General features: G+C 67.4%; 19 protein-coding genes and 1 pseudogene. 13 read left to right on the top strand and 7 right to left on the bottom strand.

Features of this window, described 5'->3' with window-relative positions:
- The first annotated feature begins 255 nt into the window (after positions 1-255).
- The 5 genes from MKK84_RS12665 (at position 256) to MKK84_RS12645 (ending at position 5,095) form a co-directional block, all read left to right on the top strand.
- Positions 256-774, top strand: coding sequence for a DUF1993 family protein (locus MKK84_RS12665; RefSeq protein WP_243920201.1), 519 nt, complete (start codon positions 256-258; stop codon positions 772-774).
- A 529-nt stretch (positions 775-1,303) separates the two neighbouring features.
- Positions 1,304-2,014 (top strand): TIGR04282 family arsenosugar biosynthesis glycosyltransferase, encoded by a 711-nt coding sequence (locus MKK84_RS12660; protein WP_243920199.1) that lies wholly within the window; start codon positions 1,304-1,306, stop codon positions 2,012-2,014.
- Positions 2,011-3,306 carry a hypothetical protein gene (locus MKK84_RS12655; protein WP_243920197.1) on the top strand — a complete coding sequence of 432 codons (1,296 nt, stop codon included), beginning with the start codon at positions 2,011-2,013 and terminating at the stop codon, positions 3,304-3,306. Before MKK84_RS12660 ends, MKK84_RS12655 begins: the two co-directional genes overlap by 4 nt.
- Positions 3,303-4,376 (top strand): radical SAM protein, encoded by a 1,074-nt coding sequence (locus MKK84_RS12650; protein ID WP_243920195.1) that lies wholly within the window; start codon positions 3,303-3,305, stop codon positions 4,374-4,376. Before MKK84_RS12655 ends, MKK84_RS12650 begins: the two co-directional genes overlap by 4 nt.
- Positions 4,373-5,095 (top strand): glycosyltransferase family 2 protein, encoded by a 723-nt coding sequence (locus MKK84_RS12645; protein WP_243920194.1) that lies wholly within the window; start codon positions 4,373-4,375, stop codon positions 5,093-5,095. The genes MKK84_RS12650 and MKK84_RS12645 overlap by 4 nt, the downstream gene beginning before the upstream one ends.
- 11 nt (positions 5,096-5,106) lie before the next feature.
- Here the strand turns inward: MKK84_RS12645 and MKK84_RS12640 are convergent, their stop codons facing one another.
- From MKK84_RS12640 to MKK84_RS12625, 4 genes are read right to left on the bottom strand one after another with little or no spacing between them, the layout of a single operon-like run.
- Positions 5,107-5,769, bottom strand: coding sequence for a DoxX family protein (locus MKK84_RS12640; RefSeq protein WP_243920192.1), 663 nt, complete (start codon positions 5,767-5,769; stop codon positions 5,107-5,109).
- 44 nt (positions 5,770-5,813) lie between these two features.
- A complete protein-coding gene (locus MKK84_RS12635) occupies positions 5,814-7,373 on the bottom strand; it encodes a PhnE/PtxC family ABC transporter permease (RefSeq protein ID WP_243920190.1) in 1,560 nt (519 codons plus the stop codon).
- Complete coding sequence (locus MKK84_RS12630) at positions 7,370-8,056, bottom strand: ATP-binding cassette domain-containing protein (protein ID WP_243920189.1); 687 nt, start codon at positions 8,054-8,056, stop codon at positions 7,370-7,372. Before MKK84_RS12630 ends, MKK84_RS12635 begins: the two co-directional genes overlap by 4 nt.
- A gap of 13 nt (positions 8,057-8,069) precedes the next feature.
- Positions 8,070-8,954, bottom strand: a complete 885-nt coding sequence (locus MKK84_RS12625; RefSeq protein ID WP_243920188.1) for a putative selenate ABC transporter substrate-binding protein — start codon at positions 8,952-8,954, stop codon at positions 8,070-8,072.
- Positions 8,955-9,335: 381 nt separating this feature from the next.
- On the opposite strand from MKK84_RS12625, the gene MKK84_RS12620 reads away from it, so the two are divergent.
- The 4 genes from MKK84_RS12620 to MKK84_RS12605 are packed head-to-tail and all read left to right on the top strand — an operon-like array spanning position 9,336 to position 13,106.
- Positions 9,336-10,406, top strand: a complete 1,071-nt coding sequence (locus MKK84_RS12620) for a radical SAM/SPASM domain-containing protein (protein ID WP_243920187.1) — start codon at positions 9,336-9,338, stop codon at positions 10,404-10,406.
- Positions 10,399-11,196: a TIGR01459 family HAD-type hydrolase gene (locus MKK84_RS12615; protein ID WP_243920186.1), complete on the top strand. Its 798-nt coding sequence runs from the start codon at positions 10,399-10,401 to the stop codon at positions 11,194-11,196. Before MKK84_RS12620 ends, MKK84_RS12615 begins: the two co-directional genes overlap by 8 nt.
- Positions 11,197-11,247: 51 nt before the next feature.
- Complete coding sequence (gene selD / locus MKK84_RS12610) at positions 11,248-12,297, top strand: selenide, water dikinase SelD (protein ID WP_243920185.1); 1,050 nt, start codon at positions 11,248-11,250, stop codon at positions 12,295-12,297.
- A gap of 8 nt (positions 12,298-12,305) precedes the next feature.
- Entirely contained in the window at positions 12,306-13,106 is an 801-nt protein-coding gene (locus MKK84_RS12605; protein ID WP_243920184.1) for a nucleoside phosphorylase, read from the top strand.
- Here the strand turns inward: MKK84_RS12605 and senA are convergent.
- Positions 13,103-14,407, bottom strand: coding sequence for a selenoneine synthase SenA (gene senA, locus MKK84_RS12600; protein ID WP_243920183.1), 1,305 nt, complete (start codon positions 14,405-14,407; stop codon positions 13,103-13,105). The genes MKK84_RS12605 and senA overlap by 4 nt on opposite strands.
- Before the next feature lie 27 nt (positions 14,408-14,434).
- Here senA and senB point away from each other — a divergent pair, with 27 nt between their 5' ends.
- Positions 14,435-15,388 carry a selenoneine biosynthesis selenosugar synthase SenB gene (gene senB / locus MKK84_RS12595; protein ID WP_267360227.1) on the top strand — a complete coding sequence of 318 codons (954 nt, stop codon included), beginning with the start codon at positions 14,435-14,437 and terminating at the stop codon, positions 15,386-15,388.
- Positions 15,389-15,591: 203 nt separating this feature from the next.
- On the opposite strand, the pseudogene MKK84_RS12590 reads toward senB, so the two are convergent.
- Positions 15,592-16,224 (bottom strand): annotated as a pseudogene (locus tag MKK84_RS12590) (tyrosine-type recombinase/integrase).
- Positions 16,225-16,503: 279 nt separating this feature from the next.
- Positions 16,504-17,226 carry an SDR family oxidoreductase gene (locus MKK84_RS12585; RefSeq protein ID WP_243920178.1) on the bottom strand — a complete coding sequence of 241 codons (723 nt, stop codon included), beginning with the start codon at positions 17,224-17,226 and terminating at the stop codon, positions 16,504-16,506.
- Between the two features lie 106 nt (positions 17,227-17,332).
- Between MKK84_RS12585 and MKK84_RS12580 the strand changes: the two genes are divergently transcribed.
- From MKK84_RS12580 to MKK84_RS12570, 3 genes are all read left to right on the top strand, one after another.
- The gene (locus tag MKK84_RS12580) at positions 17,333-18,316 is read left to right on the top strand and encodes a LysR family transcriptional regulator (RefSeq protein WP_243920205.1); all 984 of its coding nucleotides are present in this window, start codon (positions 17,333-17,335) and stop codon (positions 18,314-18,316) included.
- Between the two features lie 480 nt (positions 18,317-18,796).
- Positions 18,797-20,485: a methyl-accepting chemotaxis protein gene (locus MKK84_RS12575; protein ID WP_243920176.1), complete on the top strand. Its 1,689-nt coding sequence runs from the start codon at positions 18,797-18,799 to the stop codon at positions 20,483-20,485.
- A 369-nt stretch (positions 20,486-20,854) separates the two neighbouring features.
- Positions 20,855-24,058, top strand: coding sequence for a PAS domain S-box protein (locus MKK84_RS12570; RefSeq protein WP_243920175.1), 3,204 nt, complete (start codon positions 20,855-20,857; stop codon positions 24,056-24,058).
- Positions 24,059-25,565 lie beyond the last annotated feature (1,507 nt).

Genomic DNA, 25,565 nt, shown 5'->3' with positions numbered 1-25,565 from the left:
AGCCGAACGTCCGATTCTACGCGCAATGGCGATCCAGCGTGACGTAGTCTGGCCGAAAGCAGCCAGTCCGCTTCGGAGCAGGCTCGCCACAAAAGCGGACGGCCTCCTATCGACCCAACCCAGCCGCCCGAACCGCTCCCGTCGCTTCTCCAAAGCGGATGTTCGTCGGCGATTTGGCAACTTCGTTAGACGCAGCCATAGGCGGTGTGCGCTTTCTCACCGAGTCTTTGAAAGCAGGTGCTTTAGCCAGCTCGGATGAGCATCAGCATCCACGACGTCAGCGTCCCCGTCTTCGTTAACGCGCTTCGCAATATGAGCACGTGGCTCGACAAGGCGGCATCGGAAAAGCCGGAAGCCGAGTTGCTCATCCGGCGGCTGGCTCCGGACATGAGGCCACTGTCTGCCCAGTACCAAATGGCGTCCGACAGTGCGAAGAACGCGGTGGCGCGGCTCGCCGGGATCGAAGCGCCCTCGATGCCCGACGTCGAGGCGACCTTCGCCGATCTCAAGGAGCGCTGTGCCAGAACGATTACCTTCGTTGAAGGCATTGATCCGGCGGCGTTGGCTTCAGGCGCGGAGCGGGAAGTCGAACTGAAGTTTCCGAACGGCATGGGATACCGCTTCAGCGGGCAGGCCTATCTCACCGGCTTCGCGCTTCCGAACTTCTTCTTCCACGTGACCACAGCCTACGGGATCCTCCGCAGCGCTGGAGTGAGCCTCGGCAAGCCGGATTTTCTCCAGCATCTCGGGCCGCCGAACATTCACGCCGCGTAGTAGTCGCTCCGGCTCCCCCGAAGTCCAAAGCCGACCTGCCGGATCAGGTGAACGCGCGCATGACGCGTTCTCCGCGGCAGTTTCTGTGTGGTGGACCGAGCCAAACCGCTGCGGGTGCGTGCTGGGTGCGGCGGAGTGTGACCAAGTAAATGATGCAGGATCTCGCAGTCCGCTCTCATGCCTCATTTGCGCGTAAGCAAACGGTCAGAAATCCACCCAACCTAGACGTTTACCGGTTACAACTGACGCGACCGGCGTTGGCCGAAAGCGGCTGGTCCGCTTCCGCGTGCCGCCATGGCAAGAGCGGAGAGCCCTTCTCCCGGAGGCTTGCCCTCCACTAAGCGTCAGGTCTGCGCGGGCTTCGAATGGCCCGGTGCAGGCATCCCGCAGACCCTCAACAGCCGCGAGAGCCACACCCGATCGCACTTTGTGATTTGGCTTTCCAGCAACAATTTGCTCTCCCTTTGCTGCGGACGCATCGTCCGATCACAGCTTCGGGCGCGCGGCGCTGCGCCGACATGGGGGATGCATGACGGCAGCGCTCGGGATCATGTGCAAGGCCCCGCGCCCCGGTCTGACCAAAACGCGCCTTGCCGCACGCCTCGGTCCGGAGAAGGCAGCCCATCTCTCTGCCTGTTTCCTGGCGGATGTCGCCGGTGTCGTGCTCGCGGTCCCCGAGGTCCTAGGACGGCAGGGATACGGCATCTATGCGCCCGCGGGATCGGAAGCTGAGCTCGCTGCCATCCTGCCGCCCGCCTTCCGCCTGCTGCTTCAGGAAGGATCCGATTTCGGGGTCATCCTCGGAACAGCCGTGCGTCGTCTGCTGATTGAGCAGGCGCACGACTGTGTCGTGCTAATCAACGCCGACTCGCCGACCCTGCCCGCATCGCTGCTCTCGGACACGATCGTCTCCCTGCGACGGTCCGGGGACCGCGTGGTGCTGGGGCCCGCCATCGACGGCGGCTACACGCATATCGGGCTGAAGGCCGATCATCCCGAACTCTTCGCCGGCATCCCGTGGAGCACAGACGCAGTGCTGGCCCGTACGCTGGAGCAGGCTGCCGGCATCGGCTTGGAGGCCGAGGTGCTCCCCCGTTGGTACGACATCGACGACGCGGGGACATTCCACCTCCTGCAGGACGAGATCGCGGGAATCCCGCCGGCTTTCGCCGCGGACGGCCTCGTCGGGGGTCAGGCGCCCGCGACGCGCGCGCTGCTGACCCAATGGCGTGACGCGTGAGCCCTGTCCGTCGCCTGACGGCCCTCGGCATCGCCGGAACCGTGCTGATCGGGCTCGGCATGCCGCTTCTTCAGGGCTTCGGCGACGATGCGTTCCTGGCGCTCGCCTGCGCCGGCGGCGTGATCGCCGCACTGGCCGCGCGCATGGACGACCTCACGGGACCCCGAGCGCTCGCCATCATTGTCGGCGCCGGCCTCGCAATGCGGCTCCTCGCGCTGTCCGCGCCGCCGATCCTGTCGACCGACATCTTCCGCTACGTCTGGGACGGACTTGTGCAGGGCGCCGGGATCAACCCCTACCGCTATGTCCCGGCCGACCCGGCGCTAACATTCCTGCGCGACGCGCAGGTCTATCCGTTCATTAACCGCGCCGACTACGCGGTGACCATCTACCCCCCGGTGGCCCAGGCGTTCTTCCTCCTCGTCACCCGCATCTCGGCGAGCCCGCTTGCGATCAAGGTCGCCCTCGTGGCGTGCGAGGGCATGACGATCGTCGCCCTGATCGGTCTGCTGCGCCTCACGGGAAAATCGGAGGCCCGCGTTGCAGCCTACGCTTGGCACCCGCTCCCGGTCTGGGAGATCGCGGGCCAGGGCCATGTCGACGGCTTGATGATCGCGCTGATGATGCTCGGCCTGTGGCTGGCGCTGGCCGTCGGCCGCCGTTACGCGGGCGCGACATCGGTGGTGCTGGCGGCGCTGGCCAAGCCGTTCGCCCTAATCGCGCTGCCCGGCCTGTGGCGACCCTGGGACTGGCGGATGGTCGCCCTCGTGCCGATCGTGATCGCGCTCGCCTATCTGCCCTACCTGTCCGTCGGGAGGGGCGTGCTCGGCTTCCTCGCCACGGGCTACGCCGACGAGCAGGGCTTGTCGTCGGGCTCGGGCTTCACGCTGCTGCGGATCTGGCGGCAGTCGGCCGGCATGTGGCCTCACGACACCCAGATCTACCTGATCCTGTGCCTGATGACCCTGGCGGCGCTGGCGCTGCGCACCGGGTTCCGGAGGGGCCGGACACCGGAGTGGAGCCTGCGCGACATCAATTGCTCGATCGTGACGTTACTCTTCCTGCTCTCGCCCGAATTCCCATGGTACTTCCTTATGGCCGTGCCATTTTTAAGTGTCGCTGCCACGCTTCCGGGTTGGGTCCTCACGGTGGGAGGCTTCATGCTCTACGACGTCGTTCCTGGCGATCCGCAGCTCTCATATGACGCCCGCTCAGCGATCCTCGCCGCCTTGGTGGCGGCCGCAGCGCTGGTGCAGGTTGGAATCTGCCGCCGTTCCGGGCTCATCCGATGACCACCGCCACGCAACCAGCCGCCCCGGCCTTCGACCCGCGCCGCTACCACGAGGCGGCGCCGCAGACAGTCGAGACCGTCGTCGAGCGCATGCCGGTCTGCCTCTATCTGGAGGTGACGAACCGCTGCAACCTGCTCTGCACCACCTGTCCGCGCACCTATGTCGAGCTCGAACCGCCGGCCGATATGAGCTGGGCGCTGTTCACCTCCATCGTCGATCAGGTGCCGGATCTCAGCCGCGCCGTGCTCCACGGGGTCGGCGAGCCGATGTTGGTCAAGGACCTGCCCCGCATGGTCCGCTACCTCAAGGATCGCGGAACCTACGTCCTGTTCAACACCAACGGCACGGTGCTGTCGGAGAAGAACGGGCGGGCCCTGATCGAGGCCGGCCTGGATGAACTGCGCGTCTCGCTCGATGCCTCGACGCGGGCCTCCTACATCACGGTACGCGGCAAGGACTATTTCGAGCGGATCCTGAAGAACGTCCGGGCCTTCCGGGCGCTGCAGGAGCGCGAGGGCCACGCGAAGCCGCGGGTCTCAGCTTGGCTCACCGGCCTCAAGGAGACCCTGCCGGAGCTGCCCGCCTTCGTGCGGGTGGCGGCCGAGGCCGGCGTGAAGGAGGTCTACCTCCAGCGGCTCGTCTATTTCGCGGACGACGCCCTCGGCATGGCGCGGCCCGATCAGGCCCTCTACGAGCGCATGGAGGCGGACGAGGCCCATTACCTTACCGAGGCCGAGGCGGTCGCGCGCGCGCTTGGGCTCACCTTCTCGGCCTCGGGGGCGGCGAGCGAGCCGGGGATGAGCCTCCGTCGCGACGCGGACGGTTCGCCCTGGTCGCTCTGCCGCCGGCCCTGGAACGTGATGTACGTCACCGCCAACGGCCGGGCGCTGCCATGCTGCATCGCGCCGTTCTCGCAGCGCGGCTACGAGAACTACACCCTCGGCGATGCCACGCAGGAGACCCTGCGGGAGATCTGGAACGGCCCGGCCTACGCGGATTTCCGGGCCGCCCTTCTTTCAAACACGCCGCCGCAGGCCTGCGGTAATTGTGGGCTCCGCTGGAGCCTATGACCGCAGCATCCTTCGTCACGGCCGTCGTGCCCTGCCTCGACGAGGAGACCGCGATCGGCGGTGTCGTCGCGGGGCTTCTGGCGAACGGGGCCGACGCAGTCCTCGTCATCGATGGCGGCTCGCGGGACGCCACTCGGGAGCGGGCCGCCGCAGCGGGCGGGCGCGTGATCCTCGAGCGCCGCCGCGGCTACGGACGGGCGATCCAGACCGGGATCGCCGCGCTGCCGCCGGAGACCGCCATCGTCCTGTTCGTCGACGGCGACGGCAGCGACCGGCTCGATCGCGTCCCGGCCCTCCTCGATCCGATCCGCGCGGGCCAGGCGGACTTCGTGCAGGGCTCCCGGATCCGCGGCGACCGCGAGCCGGACGCCATGAGCCCCCAGCAGATCGTCGCCGGGCACCTCGCGGGCTGGCTGCTGCGGCTCACCTACGGCGCCCGCTTCACCGACATGTCGCCCTACCGGGCGATCCGCCGCGACGCGCTGGAGCGCCTCGGCATGCGGGACGAGACCTATGGCTGGAACGTCGAGATGCTGATGCGCGCCGCCGCGGCGGGCCTACGCTGCGCGGAGGTCGCCGTCGGGCAGCGCCCGCGGCAGGGCGGCGCCTCGAAGGTCTCGGGGGACTGGCGGGTGGGGATGCGCGCCGCCTGGGTCATCGGCACGACCTTCCTGCGCCTCGCCCGCGCCCTGTCCCGCGAGGGGCGCCGGTCCGGCTGACGCGCCGCCCCTCAGGTCGCGACGCGGACCAAGCTGGCGGCCCATCCGAAGGTGAGGCCGGGCGGGTACCGGCGGCGCAGCGCGGCGTCGAGGCCGAGACTGCGGCCCGCCGCGAAGACGCTGAACAGGGCCATGAGACCGCCGAGGAAGACGTAGGTCCACGGCCATTCCTGCGGGTGCAGGTAGAGGCCGAGCCAGAGCTGCGCCACGAACGCGACGCCGATCGCCCCGATGACCCGGACGCCGAGCCCGAGCAGCAGCGAGACCGCGAAGGTCAGCTCCGTGACAAACACCAGCACGTCCAGAATGTAGAACGCCGGCGTCGGCAGCAGCACGCTCTGCACGAACTCCCGGTGGATCGCGAAGGCGGCGTTCGTCACCTCCTCGCCGGTCCAGTAGTACAGCCCGTTCTCGGTGGAGAAGAGCGGCAGCTTCCAGAGCATGCCCTGGAACCACATGCCGCCGATCAGGGCGCGCAGCGCCCACAGGGTGACGTCGCGGCCCGTCCGCTGGGCCGGGTCCTCGATCCATTCCCGGATCGCGATGACGATGCTGGCCAGGACCAGCAATGCGAAGCCGCCGGCGACCAGCCAGCGCCCCCAACCGAGGGCGATCTCGTCGCTCTGCTGCCCGATCAGGAACAGCCACGTGTCGGTGAAGGGGTCCGTCCGCATCGCATCGATCCTCTCAAGGGCTGCGTCTCAAGGGCTGCGCGCCGTCAGGTACAGGCCGCCCGCAACGGCGGGTCAGCCGCGGACCCGTGCAGGGGTTTGGAGAGCCGTGTCGGCAGATCGGTGAGGCGCAGCGACCGGCGCAGGGCCCGGGACAGGGCATCGACCAGCGCGGTCAGGAGCGCCGTGGCAACAATCAGCACCACGGCGACGTCCAGGCGCATCTCGGAGATCGCGGCATCGACGTAGAAGCCGAGCGTCGCGACCCCGAGGATGCCGAAGATCGCGCTCTCGCGCAGGATCAGCTCCCAGCGATACAGCAGGTAGGCCAGGAACTGACCGTAGAGCCGGGGCAGCGTCTCGTAGCTGTACAGATTCAGGCCGGACGGGGCGTCGGGGCGGTAGGCGAGGTCGTCGGCGTGGCGGCCCATGAGGTAGCCGACGATGCCGGCATTGTGGATCGTCAGCGCCAGGATCGCCGGCAGCATCGACGGGCCGAGCAGCTGCAGCAGCACGTAGGCCAGCATGTATTCCGGCGTCGAGCGTACGATCACCAGCAGGACCCGCCCGAACGGCTGCCCGACCGGCCCGGCGAAGCGACGGGAGGCAAGGGGGAACAGGATGAGCGCGCCGAGGCCGGTCGCGACCAGCGCGATCTGGGCGAGCACCAGGGTCTGGAGGGCGCCGGGCAGGATCTGCTCCGTGACGATCGGCCGAAGCCAGAGCCCGAACCGGCCCCAGGTCGCCGGGTCGAGGACGGCGCCGGACCGGAGCGGGCTCGGCACGATGTCGTGGCCGAGGAAGCGGCCGAGGCTCGTCAGCCAGTCGGTCGTCCCGATGGTCTTGGGCAGGGCGAGGACGCTGCCCACGAGCAGGACCGGCAGGGTCGAGAGGCGCATCCAGAGGCGGCGGGAGCCGATCAGGACGTAGAAGATCAGCAGCAGGGCCCCCGCCTCGGCGTAGCGGCCCTGGCGGAAGGCGGATTCGAGATAGAAGCCCATGGTGGGCAGGCCGATGAAGCCGAGCACCAGGGTCGAGCGCATCGCGCATTCGAACCGGTAGAGCGTGTAGTGCCGGAACGCCGCGGCGACCTCCGGCAGGCGGGCGTAGGCGAACGCCGAGAGGGCGCCGGTCCCCGCCGGCAGGACGCGCAGGGCGGAGAGATCCGCCTCCTCGATGATCTCCGAATAAACCTTGGCGCAGATGCCCGCATAGGGCAGCGCGATGGCCAGGATGCCGGTGGTCGCCGACAGGCCGAATACCTGCGTCAGCAGCAGCGCCCAGAACAGTTCGTGGACCGAGCGCAGGCCGGCGCAGACGAGCCGCACGCTCCGGGACCTAGCGAACGGTATGGCGAGCATGAAGCCGGCGCCGGCCCCGATCGTCACCCCGAGCATCGCGAAGGCGACGGTGTAGACGACGCTCCAGATCTCCACCGACGGGAAATCCGGGTGGATCAGGCCGGCGAGCAGGCGCCGCAGGTCGGCCCAGGGGTGAAGGCTGGTGACGGCGAGGTCGGCCAGCAGAAGCGCCGCCGCCGCGCCGCCGACGAACCAGCGGGTCGCCGCGGCGTAGCCCCGGCCGGCCGTCACGCGCAGGACGTTCATGCGGCCTGCCCATAGAACGGGACGAGGGCCGCCTCGTCCAGGTCGCGGGCGGGCGCGTCGAGAACGATCCGGCCCGCATCGAGCACGATGATCCGGTCCGTGTGCGCCAGCGCCAGGGCGATGTCGTGAAGCGCCAGAACGAGGGTCTGGTGGCGGGCGGCCATCCGCTCCAGGATCACGCCACCCTGCCTGCGGTCCAGGGCCGAGACCGGCTCGTCGCCGATCAGGATCGGGCGCCCGTTGTAGAGCGCCCGCGCGACCGAGACGCGCTGCTGCTGGCCGCCCGACAGCGCCCCGGCCTTGGCTCGGACCGCGTCAGCGAGTCCGACCTCCCCGAGGATCCCACTTACCTCCGCGAGATCGGCGCGGGCCGGGAACGCCAGGGTTCGCAGGTTGTGCAGGGTCGAGCGCCGGTCGAGACGGCCCATGTAGACGTTGTGGAACACCGAGAGCGTCCGCACCAGGGCCGCTGCCTGCGGGATCAGGGCCACCCGCGGCTGGACCTGGGCGTGGATCAGCCCGAGCAGGGTGGACTTCCCCGCGCCGGATCGACCCATCAGCGCGATGCGCTCGCCCGCCCGGACGGTGAGGTCCACGCCGAACAGGACGGGCTTGCCGTCATAGGCCGCCGTTGCGCTCGACAGAACGATTTCGGCTTCGGCTTCGGTTCGGGGCGGGCTCACGATAGCGCGCGGCTCAATCCAACAGGCCCGTGGATTTCGCAACGCGCTCCACCGGCTCGTAGGCGGCGTTGGTCACCGGAATGAACTTCGAGCGCGCGAAGGGCGCCAGGATCGCCGGGTCGGTGATGCCGACCAGCGCTGCCTTGAGCCGCTCCGTGAACCCGGCCCCGTAGATCGCGTCGACATCGCCGCGCACGGTCCACTGATAATCCGGGAAAGGCGGGCTCTCCCAGATGATGCCGACCTCCTTCGGGTCGACCTTGCCGGCCTTGTTGTCGAGATCCCAGACCGAATAGTCCACCGCCCCGACCTCGAAGGCCCCGGACTGGACGAGCTGGATCGTGCGGCTGTGATCGCCGGAGAAACCGACCCGGGAAAACACCTCCTCGGGCGTCTTGCCCAGGAACGCCTCGCGGATGAAGTATTCCGGCATCAGCCGGCCCGAGGTCGAAGCCCGGGAGCCGAACGTGAAGGTCTTGCCGGCGATCGCTTTGGGAAAATCGGCCGTGCGCGTCAGGCCGGTCTTGGTGTTGGCGATGAGGTAGGTCTTGAACGCCGCGTCCTCGGCGCCCTGCGCGATCGCCTGCGCCCCGGGCGCGGCCTTGCGCGCCTGCACCCCGGTGAAGCCGCCGAACCACGCGAGCTGGACCTGCCCGTTCGTGAAGGCCGTGACCGCCGCCGGGTAGTTCTTCACCGGAAGGTACTTCACCGGCACGCCGAGCTTGGCCTCGAGGTAGGCGGCAACCTTGCCGAAGCGCTCGACGAGACGGCTCTCGTCCTGGTCGGGGATGCCCGTGAACACGAAGGTCGGCTTGGCACCCTGGGCGTCGGCGGCCTGGGGCAGCGCGAGGCAAGCCAACGCGCCCAGCAACGCCCGGCCCAATGTCCGTCTCAGCATCGAGAGCTCCCGTTCGAATTCCGACTGCGAACGACGCCATGCCGGCATCAATGTCCAATCAACTGACAGCTAGCCCATGTCTAGCGAAGCACTCAGTGAAGCCTGCTGATGGCTGTCGTTCGTGTCACCGCACCGTGCGGTTACCCATCGCGAAGTCGCGTCGCTGCGGCAATCGGCCCGGCGGGCGCTGTCACGATTTCGGCCTGTTCGACTTCGGCCCTGGCGGCTGTCCCAGTGTAGAGAGTGAAGTCCGGCCGCGGTGATCAATCTTGCTGAAGATGTGATGTTACCGATGCGGCTGGCCGTGCGAAGGACGCCATGACGCTTGAAATCGGGCGCCGATCGCCCGATGGGGCCTGTCGAGATCAGGCGAGAGGATTCATGGCCATGGACGCCGGGACGCCGCAGCCTCCGGAGCCGGACACCGTCGCCCCGACACCGTCATTCGCCTTGGGGGTCGGGCTCACCAACGAGTGCAATCTCGCCTGTTCCTTCTGCTACCGCGATCCCGATCGCCTGGACCGGCTCGGACCGGAACAGCTGCGGATGGTGCTAGACAGCCTGCCGGTGCGCTCGGTCAATCTGGGGACGGGCGAGAACGGGATGCACCCCCAGTTCCCGCGGCTACTCGATCTGCTCCGGGCCGAGCCGATCAAGCTCACGATCACGTCGAACGGGCACTCGATCGCCGTGATGGACGACGCGGCGGTGCAGGCCTTCGCCGACGTGGAATTCTCGATCGACTATCCCACCCGGGAGGAGCAGGACGCGCAGCGCGGGGTCGGCAACTGGGACCTCGTGATGGCGCAGGCCGCCCGTTGCCGGGCGCTGGGCGTCGGCGTCACCTTCATCGCCGTGATGATGCGGACCAATTTCGACCGGCTGCACGAGATCGCCGCCCTGGCTCGCGGCTTCGATGCGCCGCTGCGCATCAACGTCTATCAGGCGGTGCGTACGGACGCCTTCGCGCTCACCTACGCTGAATACTGGGACGGGTTCGTGCGCCTCTTCGCCGAGACCGACGTGATCGCCATCGGCGAGCCGCTCGTCCGGGCCATGGCGGGCCTCCCGGCGCGCCGGGGCGGATGCGGGGTCGGCACGGTGCGCGTCACGCCCCGTGCGACGGTGCAACCCTGCGTATACTGGGGTGGCGCCGGCCAAAGCCTCGAAACCCTACGTCAGGCCGGCAGCGCGATCGTCGCCACGGACCCCTTCGCGGCGGTTCGGGCCCTGCCAGAACCCTGCCGGGGCTGCGCCTACGAGGATTCCTGCCACGGAGGCTGCGCAGGGCGTCGGCGGCTGATGGAGCGGCTCGATCAGGTCGACCCGTACTGCCCGATCGTTCGTGGCGAGGTCCGGCCCCTGTCGGTCGTCATGGCCCCGGCCCGCGACCTGCCGAAACTCGAGAGCGCCTGCACGACGATCGTCCAGGCGCGGTCAGCCCGTGGCTGAGGCGCCCGCGGCGCTCGCCGGTCTGAGCTGGCTCGCGACGGCCTATGAAGTCATCCTGTGCGACGTCTTCGGCGTGCTCCACGACGCGGCGCGGGTCTTTCCCGCCGCCGCCGACGCGCTGACCGCCTTCCGGGCCGGCGGGGGCACGGTGATCCTGGTCTCGAACGCGGCCGAGCCCGGGATGCGTCTGGCGGAATCCCTCCGGACCCGCGGGATCCCGGACGTCTACGACGACCTCGTGACCGGAGCCGATGTCGCCCGAAGCCTCCTCGACGCGGCGGCTGTCCGGCGCGTTCATCACATCGGGCCGGCGCGCGACAGGGTCCTGTTCGAGGGGCTGCCGGTCACACCGGTCCCGGTGGACGCGGCCGAGCAGATCGTTTGCACGGGCTATCCGGAGTGCGACGACAACCTCGACGCGACCCTTGAAGCCGCGCTCCGGCGCGGCCAGCCCCTGCTCTGTACCAACCCCAACACGAGCCTGACGGTGGGCGCGACGCGCCTGCGCTTCGCCGGTCTCGTCGCCGAGCGCTACCGCGCTCTCGGGGGCCACGTCGTCGAGACCGGGAAGCCCGGTGCCCTGATCTATCGCCGCGCCCTGGACAAGGCTGCGAGCGTCCGCGGACAACCTGTCGCCCCCGCGCACGTCCTGGGGATCGGTGACACCGTCGCTCTCGACGTGGCGGGTGCACTGGGAAACGGCTTCGCAGCGCTCCAGATCGGAGCCGCGCAGCCCCCGCCGATAAACGCGTCCGACCGGTTATACCGGATGCCTGCGCTTGTCTGGTGACCGCGTGCCCGACACGTTCCGTCCCGGATCACGACACGAGAGGATTGATCGATGGATATGCCCCCGGTTCGTCTCACCAGCCTCGCCCATGGGGGCGGGTGCGGCTGCAAGCTCGATCCCGCAGTGCTGCGCACGCTCCTGGCCGACCAGCCGGTCGCCGGTCCCTTCGAACGCCTGCTGGTCGGCAACGAGACCGCCGACGATGCAGCAGTCTGGGCCCTGGACGACGGTACTTGCCTGATCGCCACCACGGACTTCTTCACGCCGATGGTGGACGACCCGCACGATTTCGGCCGGATCGCCGCCACCAACGCCATCTCCGACGTCTACGCGATGGGCGGCAAGCCGATGCTGGCGCTGGCCATCCTGGGCATGCCGGTCGGCAAGATCGCCCCCGAGACCGTCGCCGAGATCCTGAAGGGCGGCGCGGCCACCTGCGCCGAGGCGGGCATTCCGATCGCGGGCGGCCACTCGATCGACACGCCCGAGCCGATCTACGGCCTGGCGGTGATCGGCTCGTGCGACCGTGCGCATCTGCGGCGCAACGCCGATGCCCGCGCCGGCGACGTCGCCATCCTGACCAAGCCCCTCGGCGTCGGGATCTACTCGGCGGCGATCAAGCGGGAGGCCCTAGATGCCTCCGGCTACACGGATTTCGTCGCCACCACGACGCGTCTCAACAAGGTCGGAGCGGATCTGGCACGCGATCCGGAGGTCCACGCCATCACCGACATCACCGGCTTCGGCCTGCTGGGCCACGGCCTGGAACTCGCACGCGGCGCCGGCCTGACCTTCGTGATCGCCGGGGGCGGCATCCCGCTCCTGCCCCGGGCCGAGGCCCTGGCGCGGGAGGGTTTCGTCACCGGAGCCTCGCACCGGAACTGGGCGAGCTTCGGGGGGCAGGTTGCGCTCCCCGAGGGCCTGCCGGACTGGCGCCGGCACATCCTCACCGATCCCCAGACCTCCGGGGGCCTGCTCGTGACCTGCACCCCCCCGCGGGCGGAAGCGATCCTGGCCCAATGCCGCGCCGCGGGCTTCACGCAGGCGGCCGTGGTCGGGCGGTTCGACGACGGCCCTGCCGCGATCCGCGTCGAGGCCTGACACCGCCCATGCCGCCGCACGAGCGCGCGATTGCCCCGATCCTGCATGACAAGGCACACGGAGAGGCCTCGACGTTCACGCCCGAGAATCTCCTCCGCGAGGCGCGCCGGCAACGCGGTCTCGGCGCAGGCCGAGTGCCGGCACTGTGCGTCCTCGACCCGGACGGCGACATCGTCCGCCACCTCTGCGCGACCGGGCGGGCCCGGCCCGATCCCGACTGGGCCTGCTACCACAGCACCCTGCACCGGTTCGAGGAATCCGGGCGCGCGATCGGCATCGTCGGCTGCGCGGTCGGCGCGCCCTTCGCCGTGCTGGTGGCCGAGCAGATGTTCGCCTCCGGCTGCGAACTCCTGATCAGCATCACCTCGTCCGGTCAGATTACGGCCCTGCGGGCGCCGCCCTATTTCATCCTCATCGAGGCGGCCCTTCGCGACGAGGGCACGAGCTACCATTACCTGCCGCCGGGCGAGTTCGTTGACGCGCCCCGGGCCTTGGTGGCGGCCGTGGCGCCCGCGCTGACGGGGATCGGCGAGCCCGTCGAACGGGGCGCCACTTGGACGACCGACGCCCCCTACCGGGAAACCGAACGGGCGATCGCGGCGGCCCGGGCGCGGGGCATCCTCGCAGTCGAGATGGAGGCGGCGGCCCTCTACGCGTTCGCGCAGGCGCGCGGCAAGGCCGTCCTGTGCTTCGCACACGTGACCAACCAGATGGGCCAGGCCGGCGATTTCGAGAAGGGCGAGGCCAACGGCGCGACGATGGCGCTCCGCCTCATCGCCGCCGTCGCGGCTGCTCGGGGCCCGATCTAGAGAGCCACGGTCCGGAAGCCGGCGAAAACGTCGCGGCGCTCCGGACCGAAGAAGTTGCGGTAGGCGGTATCGATCATCCGCGCGCGGGTCGCCCAGGCGCCGCCCCGCAGGACCTTGCGCGTCCCGAAGGCGGGCTCCGAATATTCCTTGTAGGCGTGCGGCGCGAAGCCGGGAAACGGGAGGAACGGGCTCGCCGTCCATTCCCAGACGTTGCCGAGCATCTGCCGGCAGCCCCAGGCACTGTCGCCCTGGGGGAAGGCCGCGACGTCGACACAGCCGAGATGTCCTCCATCGAGGTTGGCGTGCTGAGGAGTCGGCGCCCCATCCCCCCAGGGATAGATATGCTTGGTGCCGCTCAACGTGCCGTCGGATGCCGGCGTGCCGGCCGCGGCGGCCTCCCATTCGGCCTCGGTGGGCAGGCGTCGGCCCGCCCAGCGGCAATATGCGTTGGCCTCGTACCAGCTGACATGGACGACCGGCTGATCTGGAGCGAACGGCTCGTCCCGGTCGAACCTGCGGCAGGTCCAGTCGTCTCGCCCATGCCGCGTCCAGTAGACCGGGTGCTCGGCACCGCACCCGTCGCGCCACCGTGCGCCCTCGTCATCCCAGCAATCGGGATTCCGATAACCGCTATCCGCCACGAAGGCTGCGAACTCCCTGTTCGTCACCGGCGCGCGGGCGATGCGGAACGCCGCGACGGCCACGGGATGCGCCCATTTCTCGTTGTCGAAGACGAAGCCGCCGCCGGGTTCGGCGCCGAGTTGCCAGGTTCCCCCGCCGACCGCGACGTCGCCGGGCCAGGGACCTGTCCCCGTATTCTGCGCCGAGGCCGAGGTGGCGAAGGACGGCCGCGGGTAGCCCAGGGTCTGACGCGTGTAGGTGAAGGCCTCGTCGTGCATGTCCTCGTGGAAGGTGACGAGCTGGTAGAGCTCGGCTTCCTGCGCCGTCGGCTCGCGTCCGTCGAGCCGGCGGACGAGCGCCTCCTGCACGCGGGCCATGTAGGCGAGGGTGTCGGGCAGCTCCGGCAATGAGATCGACCAACGCGTCGCGTGGGGCACCCGCGCGGAATCGTAGAGTCCATCGGCTGTCGCCAGCCGGGGCGGCGCCCTGTCGAGGCCGCGCAGGATGAAATGTTCGTGAAACCAGGCGAGATGACCGATTTCCCACAAGAGGGGGTTCACGATCGCGCTCTGCGGGCCCATCAGGCGGTCCTGATCGAGGCCTGATACCAGTTCGAGCGTCCGCGCTCTGGCATCCTTAAGCATCGCCACGAGCTCGGCAGTCGAGGCCTGTGCGCTCATCAAACGTCCCGGAATCCTGTTGCAACCATGAGAATCAGCCTGATCACACCGGCGGCGAGAACGTCTCGTGCCGGCAATCGAACCACGGCGATGCGCTGGGCGCGCATCCTGGGTGAACTCGGTCACCAAGTCGACGTGTCAACAACCTACCTGGACGACGCCGACGTCGACATGATGCTGGCGCTTCACGGGTGGCGCAGCGCGCCGTCGATTGCGCGCTTCAAGGCGCGGTATCCGGATAGACCGCTCATCGTCGCCCTGACCGGTACGGATCTCTATCACTATCTGGCGGCCGACCCGGAGCCGACCCTGCGCTCGCTCGATCTGGCGGACTGCTTGATCGGCCTGCACGATGGCGTGCCCACCGCCCTCCCGGCGCGTCACCGCAGCAAGGTCGCGGTGGTCTACCAGTCTGCGACGGCGCGGGCGCATCGCTGGCCGGTCTCCGACGATGTGTTCGAGATTCTCGTCGTCGCGCATCTGCGTTCCGTCAAGGACCCGCTCTGCGCGGCCCGTGCGGCCCGGCGCCTGCCGGACAGATCCCGGATCCGGATCGTGCATCTCGGCGGTGCGCGGGATCAGATCTGGGCCGATCGGGCCCGGGAAGAGATGGCGCACAACCCGCGCTACCAGTGGCTCGGGGACCAGGCCGGCTCTCTGGTCCGGCGCTGGCTGACGCGGGCGCGGGTCATGGTCCTCAGTTCACAGCAGGAGGGTGGCGCGAACGTGGTGTCGGAAGCGGTTGTCGCCGGCTTGCCGATCCTCGCCACCGACATCCCTGGGACCCGAGGCCTCCTGGGCCCGGAGCATCCCGGTTATTTTCCGGTCGGGGACGATGCGGCCTTGGCCACGCTGCTCCTCCGGGCTGAAGAAGAGCCTCGTTTTCTGGAACACCTGCATGCGTTCGGTGCGGAGCGAGCAACGCTCTTCACCCCGGCCAGGGAGCGCGAAGCGCTTCATCGAATTGTCTCTCGCCTCTGAGTGACGCGCCCGACGTGATTGCGATTGGGCCACGGCTGCAACCCGGCGCAAGATTGCGTGCGCCTCGTCCCCGTCGAACATATGTTCAGTCGCCAGTGACCGCTTCCAGGATCTCCGCAAGGGGCATTGCATGTCGGCTGTGGGCGCATTGCTGCCGGACCAGTCTCGAAGCCCCTCGACGCAGAAGCCGAGGGGCCAGACGCCTAAAACTCAGTCCCTTCGGCCAGGGTCAGTGCATCCTCGACGTCGACACCGAGGTACCTGACCGTGCTCTTGATCTTGGTATGGCCGAGCAGGATCTGAACGGCACGCAGGTTGCCGGTCCGTTTGTAGATCAACGACGCCTTTGTGCGACGTAGCGAGTGGGTCCCGTAATCCTCGCTTCGCAGCCCGATGCCTGTGACCCACTCGTCGACCAAACGCGCATACTGCCGGGTGCTGATGTGCGTGACGCCGTCGAGCCTGCTCGGGAAGGCATAGTCGTCGAGCGTTCCGCCCCTGGCCTCCAGCCATGCCAGGATGCTGGTTCGTGCGGGTTCAAGCAATTCGAACTGCACTGGTCGGACGGTCTTGCTCTGGATGACGATGGCGCGGCTACGAACGCGACCACCGCTGACGAGGTCGCCAATCTTGAGTTTGACGATGTCGCAGCTGCGCAGCTTGCTGTCGATGGCGAGGTCGAACATCGCCCGGTCGCGCGTGCGCCGTTCGCGGTCGAGCTAGAACCGGATGGCCCAGACCTGCTGAGGTTTGAGGGCGCGCTTGGCGCCGAGCTTGCGGCCGGCGTTCCAGGCCGGCCGTCCTTTCGTGGCGGGATCGTGTGCTGAGTGTCCCATCGTTTGTCTCCTCGCCGGCTCGTGCCGACAAGGCGAGGAGACACCCGGACCAAGGCTCTGGAGACTGAAGGCATATGCAGACGTTCCGCTGGCGACCCAATTCAGCCGCGTGAAGCGCTGTGGGCGCTTCCCATAAGTGGTCGTTCGTCAGCTATCCGGCCATTTCGGCTCGAGGTGCGTTCCAGGCCTTCAGCCAAACCGCCGGAATGACCGCTCGTCCCCGACCGCTGCCGTCGGTACGGAGCCGTCGGGATCGAACTTTTCCTCTGCAAGGTGATGTCAGACGAGGCGGGCGCCCCCATCGATGTGCAGGGTCTCGCCGTTCATGAAGCCGTTGCCCATCAGAAAGACGACCGCCGCGCCTGCCTCCTCAGCCGTGCCCAGGCGGCGCTGCGGCAGCGTCTCGGTCAACGCGGCCACGTAGGCGTCGCGATGGGCGCCGAGCGTGCGGGCCAGGAGCGGAGTGTCGGTGGTGCCCGGTGATAAGGTATTCACCCGTATCGGTGCCAGTTCGAGCGCGAGGCCGCGCGCGAACGCCTCCATGGCGGCAGAAGCAGCCGCGAGCACGGCGGTGCCCTGGGCGCTGGGGCGGTCTGCCAGGGCGCCGGAGATGAAGGTCACGGAGCCGTCCTGCGCAAGTCGGCCGCCGAGGGCGCGCAGCGTGTGGACCGCCGCCCAGATCCGCTCATCGAAGGCCCGCTTCAGGTAGTCGACCTCGGCCTCGAGAACCTTTCCGGCCACGAACGTGCCGGCCAGCAATACGAGGTGGTCCACCTGCGGGATGTCGGCGAGCGCTGCAGCGATGGTCTCGGGCCGGGTCACGTCCGCCGCGCGCCAGCCGGCGAAGCCGCCCTCGGCCGCCACGCGCTCGGCGCCCTCGGCATTGAAGCCGACCACGATGACCTTGGCACCCGCGGCCTTGGCCTGCTGAGCGGCCGCCAGGCCGATGCCGGAGGTGCCGCCGAAGATAACGACGGTGCGATCCTGAAGCCTGCTGCTCATGACGATGATCCTTCTCGATGGTGCCGCTACGGCGCCTGTGGGAAGAAGAATGGATCATCGCTTCGAGCTTGATAATCAGGCTCGTCTTCGCTTCAATCTTGCCGTCATGGAACAGATCGGCCTCGACCGTCTCACTGGCATCATCGCCTTCGCGCGCTCGGCTTCGCTCGGCAGCTACACCGCCGCCGCACGCTCCCTAGGCATCTCGCCCTCGGCGGTGAGCAAGAGCGTGCAGCGGCTGGAGGAGCGGTTGGGCTTGAGCCTGTTCACCCGCACAACGCGCTCGCTGACCCTGACGCCGGAAGGCCGCGATCTGCATGAGCGAGCGCTCCGTCTACTGCGCGAGGCCGAGGAGATCGAGCAGGCCGCCGTGGCAGCGCGCTCCGAGCCTGCCGGCACCTTGAAGGTGACGGCGCCGTTCCCCGTCGGGGTGCATCTGCTGGCCCCGGCGCTGCCGCGCTTCCGCGAGCGTCACCCGAAGCTGTCCATCGACCTGCGCCTGGGCGACCGCTTCGTGGACCTGATCGAGGAAGGCATCGATGTCGCGATCCGGGTGGGCGAGCTCGCAGACACGCGCCTGATCTCCCGGCGTCTTGCGCCGCACTGGCTCTGCGCCTTCGCCTCGCCGGGCTACCTGCAGCGTCGCGGCACCCCGGGGCATCCGGACGATCTGGTTCGCCACGACTGCGTAAACTTTCGCTTCCAGAACACGGGCCAGGCTCTGCGCTGGCCGTTCCGGGTCGGCGGCCGTGCGGTCGAGATCACGCCGAACGCCGGCATCGTCACGGACTTCAGCGACGCCGTGGCGGCCGTCCTGGTGGCCGGCGGCGGCATCGGCATCTCACCCACCTACATCGCGGCCCCGTACGTCGAGCGGGGCTTGCTGGTGCCGGTTCTGCAGGAATTCGCCGTCGAGCGTTCCGTCATCACGGCGCTATGGCCGGAAAGCCGTCGCAGCAACCCGAACGTGAAAGCCTTCCTGGCTTTCCTCGGGGAGGTGTTTCCGTCCCCGGCGCCCTGGGACAGGCTGTTATCCGCAGGTGTCGGAGACAAGCAGGATGCCGGCTCGACGGGCGCGAGGCGCGCTTAAAGGGTCCCGACGAGCTGGCGTGATGGCCGCCTGAACGGCGTCCGCCTCTGTTCCAGAGCGGGGCTTCAAAAAGTCCGGGCTCAAGGCCCGAAAGGGTCGTGATCGGTACCAGCGGCGATGTCCGCTTCGATGCATCCGCTGTCTGGGAACGGGCAGGCAGAAAACCACCCCAAGCAGCCATTCGGCATCCGACTCGATCCGGTCGGCCCATACGTCTTTTGACAAATCCCCAAATCAGCCTGGTCGGCTCGACGAAGCGCTTTGCTCGTATGTCTAAAATCTTTCAAGTAAAATAGTAGATAAACGATTTTTGATACTAGATTTGCTCAAAAAGTGCACATTATATATCACGAAAACGTGATCTTGACACGATAAAAACCAATCAGCCGATTAACCTGTTGCTGCCAGTGTCGAAAGCTCTGAATACTGGCGATTGCACGCGCGGCGCATCGCTTGGTCTCTCCCGCGATGAAATAATCGATGCGCTTCCATCTATCCCTCAAGGCGTCCCTCGCCTCAGCCTTCGCCTTTTTGGCCCTGATCACGGTCAGTCAAGGCATCCTCGCTATCATCCAGCTCTCGACCGTGCGTCATTCGGTGAATGAAGTCGCAACAAATTGGCTGCCATCCGTCGTCGCGATCAGTAGCGTCAGAGACGCCGCCGCTGATTTCAGGATCAGGCAATTGCGCCTGTTTGCACAGGCAGCTGGGACGGAGCCGAGCGAAATCAGGAAACAGCTCGAATTGGCTGACGAGAAGCTCACGAAATTGAGGGCGATCTACGAGCCTATGATCTCGTCAACGGAAGAGCGCAGTCTCTACGAAGCTTTCATGGCGAACTGGGTCCGCTATCAGGCGTTGGAGGCTGAGGCACTCCATCTGATTGACGGTCATCGGCCGAACGAAGCACTGGCCGTGATCAGCAAGCCTGAGACCGTCCAGATCTTCAATGAGATTCGCGACATACTGGGCCGTGATACCACCCTCAATCAAGGTGGCGCTCGAAACGATGCCGAAAGGGCATTGTCAGGGGCCGATGCCGCCACACTTGCTGCATACGTCGCCCTCGTACTGGCGATCATCGCTGCCGCGAGCGCCGCAGCATTCGGATTTCTGCGGATCTCCCGCCCGATCGAGACCATGACTGGGACCATGGCCCATCTCGCGGAGGGCGACGCTGCTATCGACGTTCCCTACCGCCAGCGTCGGGACGAGATCGGCGCGATGGCGACTGCCGTCCAGGTGTTTAAGGACAACCTGATCCGCACCCGCCAGCTCGAAGCGGAGACCGCCCAGGCGCGTTTGGCCGCCGAGGAACAGCGCAAGGCTGGCATGCGGCAGATGGCCGACGACTTCGAGGCCGCCGTCGGTGGCGTCATCGGCATGGTGTCGTCCTCCGCGACGGAGCTACAGGCCACCGCGCAGACCATGACCGCCACGGCGACGGAAACGGCCAGCCAGTCGACCACGGTGGCCGCGGCCGCCGAGGAGGCCGCCTCGAACGTCAACACCGTCGCCGCGGCCGCTGAGGAGCTCGGGTCCTCCGTTCAGGAGATTGGTCGGCAAGTGGCCGGCTCGGCGGATCTCGCCCGGACTGCTGTGACCGAAGCCGGCCAGACCGCCGCCCTCGTTCAGGAGCTGAGCGCCGCGGTCTCGCGCATCGGAGACGTTGTCACGATGATCTCTTCGATCGCTGGGCAGACGAACCTGCTGGCTCTGAACGCGACGATCGAAGCGGCGCGCGCTGGCGCAGCCGGGCGCGGCTTCGCCGTGGTGGCCTCTGAGGTGAAGGCGCTCGCTGAGCAGACTGCCAAGGCGACAGGCGAGATCTCGGGGCAGATCGCCCAGATCCAGGCCTCGACCGGTCAAGCGGTCACCTCGATTGCCGGGATCACGGGGCGGATCCGCGAAATCAGCGGCGTTGCGACGTCGATTGCAGCGGCGGTCGAGGAACAGGGCGCGGCCACTCAGGAGATCGTCAGGAACGTCTCTCAGGCAGCGCAGGGGACTGGTGAGGTGACAAGCAACATCGCCGGCGTCGCGAGCGCGGCCGAGGACACCGGCGCCGCAGCGAGCCAAGTGCTCGGAGCGGCGTCGGAACTCTCGCGTCAATCCGAGCACCTTACGGCCGAGGTCGGGCGCTTCCTCGCCACCGTTCGCGCGGCCTGAGACGAACGCTCGAACGTCCGCTTCCGCGCCATGTTTGAGCGGAAGCGGACAGGCAGGAAACCACCCAACCCAGCCGTTCACCAGCGATCCCCAAAGCGACCGGAACTAGCCGAAAGCCGCCGGTCTGCTTCGGAGGCCGGCTACCGGAAAAGCGGACAGCCTCCTATCGACCCAACTCAGCCGCCGAGAGCGCAGTCGGCGTTCTCCCGAAGCGGCCGTTCGTCAGTCGTTCGGCAACTTCACCTCGGAGGAGGGAGCGGCTGTTCATGTTGCGGCGGCAAGCGGACCAAGCGCCCTTTATCGGTCAGGACCGCCGGACCTAATCTGGATCAGTTGACCGGATCGGCTGCGCCCGCCTCTTGGATGGGCATGACGCAGACCCATCTGGGATGGCCCCGCGGTGACGAAGAGATGGCCGCGCACATTCGCGCATTCGACTGGGCTGCGACGCCGCTCGGGCCGAGCGCCGCGTGGTCGGAGCGCCTCAGGGTCATGGTCGAGCAGGTACTCGCCAGCCCGCTTGTGTCGAGCCTCGTGTGCGGACCTGAGCGCGTCCTGATCTACAACGCCGCCGCCGCCAAGCTCTTCGGCGCGCGACACCCGACTGCTCTCGGTCGCCCGCTTCCCGAGACCTTCCCGGACGGCTGGGCAACGGTGGCGCCGTTCTACGAGCGCGCCTTCGCGGGCGAGGCCGTTCAAGTGGCAGGGCAGCCGCTCGACACGCGCGGCGAGGGCGAGGCGGCTGATGTTTTCGACGCGGTGCTGACACCCGTGTGCGAGGCGGACGAGCAAGTCGCTTTCGTCCACATGACGGGCTTCGAGATCGGCGCACGCTTGCGTGTAGAGGCTGCCTTGCGCGCGAGCGATGCGCGGCACCGCTTATTGATCGATAGTTGGGCGCAGGCGACATGGGAGACCGCCGCTGCGGGCTTTGTCGTGACCGACAGCCCGAGTTGGCGTGCCTACACCGGGCAGAACCAGGAGCAGTGGCTCGGCTACGGCTGGCTGAACGCAATTCATCCCGATGACCGCGCCTATGCCGAGCGGCAATGGCGAGAGGCCGTCGCGGTTCACGGGCTCGTCAACGCCGAGTTCCGCCTCCGTGCCCCCGATGGCGGATGGCGCATGACCAATGTTCGCGCGGCTCCCGTGCTCGATCAAAGAGGGAGCGTTGAAAATTGGGTCGGGATGAACATCGACATTGGCGAGCGTAAGCAAGCTGAGGAGGCGTTGCGCCAAAGCGAGGGACGACTGCAACTGGCGCTCGAAGCGACGGGACTGGCGGTATACGAGTGGGACTTGGTCAGCGACCACTTGACTACCAACGAGCGGTTCAGGGAGCTAATGGATATCGCACCGGACGAGACTGTCATCGGCGCACGCATTATGGAGAATTGCGTGCACTTAGACGACCGTCCGTGCGTCGATCCTGGCCTCGTCCGCGCGATGGACAGCGCGTCGGACGGCAAGTTCGTCTTCGAGCATCGGCTCAGCCGTCTCGGGCCGCTCGGCCACCCTTGGGTGCTGAGCCATGGGCAAGTCTATTTCGCCGGAAGCGACGACGCTCGCCGCCCCGTCCGGGTTTTCGGGACCTTGCAAGACATTACCGAGCGCAAGCAGGCGGAGATTGCCGCACGTGAGAGCGAAGAGCGTCAAGCCTTCCTGCTTAAGCTCAGCGACGCGTTCCGGGCGATGACGGACCCGGAGGCGATAGGCGACCTCGCCACGCGGTTGGTGGCCGAGCAGTTCAAGGTCGAGCGCAGTTACATCTGCCGCTATGCGCACGAAGAAGGACTCGGCTGGATTGGGCCTGAGTATCGGTCGTCGGAACTACGGGCGCTTTCCGGCGAGTATCGGATCGCTGATTTCCCCGAGGGAATGAAGCGGCTGGAGACCGGACCTCTCATCATCAGCGACCTCCTGAGCGACGCCAGCCTCTCCGAAACCGACAGGCGGTCGATGAGCGAAATGCTGGGACTGCGCGCCATGCTCGCTGCGGTTCTTCGCAAGGGTGAGAACAATGCGATCTGGTGTTTGGTCGCGCCGACTACGCAACCGCATGACTGGACTGACGGGGAACTCAAGTTTCTGGAGGATGTCGCCGAACGCACGTGGGCGGCAATGAAGCGTGCCCAGACCGAGGTGGCGCTGCGGGCCAGCGATGAGCGGTTCCGGCAGTTCGCGAATGCCTCAGCCGCGGGCCTTTGGATCAGGGACGCGGATACGCTGGCGATGGATTTCGTTAGTCCCGCCATGGCGACGATCTACGGCGTCGAACCGGACGCCCTGTTGGGCGAAGTGACACGCTGGGCCGCACTGATCGTGCCCGAGGACCGCGACGTGGCTTTGGGGCACCTCAAGAAGGCGCTGACAGGCGATGTCGCCGTGCACGAGTTCCGCATTCAACAGCCCGCGGACGGCAGCTTCCGCTGGCTCCGGAACACAGACTTCCCGCTGTACGATATGAATAGTCGGGTCCAACGCATCGGCGGCATCACCCAGGACGTGACCGAGGCCAAACTCGCCACCGAGCATACGGCCGTGCTCCTGGCCGAGTTGCAGCACCGGGTGCGCAACATCATGGCCATGATCCGCTCGATCACCGCCCGGACCGGCGAGCGCGCCGCGAGCGTAACCGAGTACACCGCGCTCATGGCCGGGCGCCTGCTGACGCTCGCCCGCGTCCAGACGCTGCTGACCCGCGCGGCCAATGCGGGCGTCGGCATCACCGGCATCGTGCAGGACGAACTCGACGCCCAGGCGCACCATGAGGGGCAATTCACGATCGAGGGGCCGGACCTCATCCTGTCGCCCAAAGCCGCCGAGGTGTTGACGCTGGCGGTCCACGAGTTGACCACCAACGCGCTCAAGTACGGCGGCCTGTCGGTCCCGGACGGTCACGTCACGGTCCGCTGGGTGACGTTCGAGAAGCGCGGAACGTCGTGGCTCGGCTTCGACTGGGCCGAGACAGGCGCACCCGAGCGCCCACCACCTGATCCGTCCATGCCGCGGCGGCGGGGCTTCGGCAGCGAGTTGATCGAGGAGCGCATCCCTTACGAACTCGGCGGTAGGGGTAAGGTTGTCATCGAGCCGGGTGGTGCGCACTGCCACCTGGAGTTCGCGCTGCGGGATGGAGCCAGCATCCTGGAGACGGATGCGCCGCAGCGCGCGAACGTGTTCGGAGGGGCCCTCGACATGACCGATGAGGCGGATCTCGGCGGCCACCGGGTGCTTGTGGTGGAGGACGACTTCTATCTTGCCACAGATGCCGCGCGCGCCCTGCGCGGCGCGGGAGCCGAGGTGCTTGGGCCATGCCCCAACGAAGAGGCCGCGCGGGACGAGTTGGCGGAGCAGCGTCCTGACGCTGCGGTGATCGACATCAATCTCGGCTTGGGGCCCTCGTTCAAACTCGCCGAGACCTTGAAGAACCAGGGTATCCCGTTCGTCTTCACCACCGGCTACGACCTGGAAGTCATCCCCGCCGAGTTCGACGGCGTCGAGCGGCTCCAGAAGCCGATCCAACTTCGCCAGATCGTCGCCGCCATCGCGAAGCTGGTGAACAAGGCCCCGTAGGCCGCCTAAGAGCGAACGTTCTCGGCTTCAGCAAAGGGCCGTGAGTGGGCACGGGGGCGATGTCCGCTCTCATCGATTACTGCCCGAAAACAGACTGGCTGGAATCCACCCAACCCAGACGTTCATGGGTGCCCACCGGCGGGGCTGGAACTGGCCGTAAGCGACCTGTCCGCTTCGGAGCAGGCCCGCTGGAAAAGCGGACGGCCTCCTATCGACCCATTTCGGCCGCACGTACAGCCGTCGGTGCTTCTCAAAAGCGGACAGCTGCAGCTCGGGACAGCGGTGCCGAGCAAGCCATTCGCGTTCGAGGCCAAGGTGAACCCCATCCTCGTGATGACCGAGGCTGGGCAAGAACATGCTCCGCGATCCTAGCCGCAAGCGGATTCGCGATTGCTTGAACGGGGAACATTGGGGACATGGTTGAGCATCTCAAACAATAGCTATGCCCACGTGTCCCGTGCGTCGGAGGTATCAGAAATTCGATATAGAGGAAGCCTGGTCTCAAGCTTGCAACCCAACGATGCCTGCATCCCCCGCGGGCAGCCACCGGTCGGGCTGGCAGTCACACCCTGACGGCTTGGTCGGTGGTCTCTGCATTGCGGAACCATCGCAGCGCAACATTGTTGCCGCAGCGCACGTCTCAACAACGTGCTGCCCTTTGTGGGCGTTTCCTCCCTAGACTTGGGCCGCTCCAGACGGGGCGGCCTCTTTCGTTTTAGATCAGGCCAAACTCGGTACTCTAACGGAGACCGACGCGGTTGCCCGCTAGGAGAGCGCCGTGGGCGGACCGTCAGTCACAGCTGCTTCCGACCCAACTCAGACGCCGGAAGCGCTGTTTGCGCTTCTCTAAAGCGGTCGTTTGTCAGCCTTCCAGCAACTTCGGCTGGAGGTAGTGAGCAGCCTTCGCCGCTGCGGCCGAAACCGGACGTTCAAGTCAGCAGCGGTTGGTCTGGTTTGGGTGCGCCTTTAGCAGCCTGCCCTGTGGCGATGTTCATGCAGGCCCCGGCCGACGCGTGACACGGATCAGTGCCAACTAAGCGGCAGTGGGCCATAGAATACGAGTGGCCGGATCGAGGAAGCCTGCTGGGCATGGGTCGATCCGCGAAAGCCACTGCCTCGACCGCAAACACCCGGCAGTGGACCACAGCTCGGCTGGTGAGCCGTGATTGGGTTGCCGCCCAAAAGCCGACATTCCGCTCGGCGCACGAACGCATCGCGGTTTGCTTCCGAAATGACATCGGTCCAGGCGGCCCTTCGGAGCGGCCGCCGTTCTGGCGGCCTTCAAGGGCGCAACGGTGACGTCCCGCGTCTCGCAGGACGGTTCGGGCATCTCCGTAGGACTGACCCAGTCCAGCCTCCCTGCGCACTAACAGGCTGCTGAAGAAGTCCTGATTTGGCGGCGTCGGAGATGATTTCCGTCGTTTGGACGGTTTCGGCTGACCGGCGATAGCCGGTGGTTCAGCCCCGTCCGCAGCGCCGGGGGCGGTGTCGCCCGGTCAGGCCGCTG

This window comes from Methylobacterium sp. E-065, assembly GCF_022829605.1.
GTDB lineage: Bacteria > Pseudomonadota > Alphaproteobacteria > Rhizobiales > Beijerinckiaceae > Methylobacterium.
Note: the sequence above shows the minus strand (reverse complement) of the source record. Positions and strands in the feature narration are given on the sequence as shown.

Excerpts from the sequence above, each read along its gene's own strand:
- MKK84_RS12645 (WP_243920194.1), top strand. The coding sequence starts at position 4,373 with ATGACCGCAGCATCCTTCGTCACGGCCGTCGTGCCCTGCCTCGACGAG.
- MKK84_RS12605 (WP_243920184.1), top strand. The coding sequence starts at position 12,306 with ATGCCGCCGCACGAGCGCGCGATTGCCCCGATCCTGCATGACAAGGCA.
- MKK84_RS12650 (WP_243920195.1), top strand. The coding sequence starts at position 3,303 with ATGACCACCGCCACGCAACCAGCCGCCCCGGCCTTCGACCCGCGCCGC.
- MKK84_RS12660 (WP_243920199.1), top strand. The coding sequence starts at position 1,304 with ATGACGGCAGCGCTCGGGATCATGTGCAAGGCCCCGCGCCCCGGTCTG.
- MKK84_RS12640 (WP_243920192.1), bottom strand. The coding sequence starts at position 5,769 with ATGCGGACGGACCCCTTCACCGACACGTGGCTGTTCCTGATCGGGCAG.
- MKK84_RS12585 (WP_243920178.1), bottom strand. The coding sequence starts at position 17,226 with ATGAGCAGCAGGCTTCAGGATCGCACCGTCGTTATCTTCGGCGGCACC.
- MKK84_RS12570 (WP_243920175.1), top strand. The coding sequence starts at position 20,855 with ATGACGCAGACCCATCTGGGATGGCCCCGCGGTGACGAAGAGATGGCC.
- MKK84_RS12620 (WP_243920187.1), top strand. The coding sequence starts at position 9,336 with ATGGCCATGGACGCCGGGACGCCGCAGCCTCCGGAGCCGGACACCGTC.
- MKK84_RS12580 (WP_243920205.1), top strand. The coding sequence starts at position 17,333 with ATGGAACAGATCGGCCTCGACCGTCTCACTGGCATCATCGCCTTCGCG.
- MKK84_RS12665 (WP_243920201.1), top strand. The coding sequence starts at position 256 with ATGAGCATCAGCATCCACGACGTCAGCGTCCCCGTCTTCGTTAACGCG.
- MKK84_RS12625 (WP_243920188.1), bottom strand. The coding sequence starts at position 8,954 with ATGCTGAGACGGACATTGGGCCGGGCGTTGCTGGGCGCGTTGGCTTGC.
- MKK84_RS12575 (WP_243920176.1), top strand. The coding sequence starts at position 18,797 with ATGCGCTTCCATCTATCCCTCAAGGCGTCCCTCGCCTCAGCCTTCGCC.
- selD (WP_243920185.1), top strand. The coding sequence starts at position 11,248 with ATGGATATGCCCCCGGTTCGTCTCACCAGCCTCGCCCATGGGGGCGGG.
- MKK84_RS12635 (WP_243920190.1), bottom strand. The coding sequence starts at position 7,373 with ATGAACGTCCTGCGCGTGACGGCCGGCCGGGGCTACGCCGCGGCGACC.
- senB (WP_267360227.1), top strand. The coding sequence starts at position 14,435 with ATGAGAATCAGCCTGATCACACCGGCGGCGAGAACGTCTCGTGCCGGC.
- senA (WP_243920183.1), bottom strand. The coding sequence starts at position 14,407 with ATGAGCGCACAGGCCTCGACTGCCGAGCTCGTGGCGATGCTTAAGGAT.